General features: G+C 50.7%; 1 protein-coding gene. It reads left to right on the top strand.

The features are described from left to right. Positions 1-274: malic enzyme-like NAD(P)-binding protein (locus AE2B122_RS15200; RefSeq protein ID WP_305852001.1), on the top strand; the 274-nt coding region annotated here is incomplete at both ends.

The raw sequence follows: 274 nt of genomic DNA on the forward strand, positions 1-274 counted from the left end.
TGCCCGCGTTATCGGTACTGGACGCTCTGACTTCCCGAACCAGGTGAACAATGTACTTGCCTTCCCTGGTATCTTCCGTGGTGCTCTGGATGTTCGCGCAACTGGCATTAACGAAGAAATGAAGATCGCAGCTGCAAAAGCAATTGCCGAACTAATCGACGAAAGCGAATTGAACGAAGATTACGTTATCCCAGCTCCATTTGATCCGCGCGTCGCTCCAGCTGTTGCCAAAGCAGTAGCAAAAGCAGCAATGGATACTGGCGTCAACCGTATC

It is taken from the genome of Terribacillus sp. AE2B 122 (assembly GCF_902497585.1).
GTDB classification, from domain to species: domain Bacteria; phylum Bacillota; class Bacilli; order Bacillales; family Amphibacillaceae; genus Terribacillus; species Terribacillus saccharophilus_A.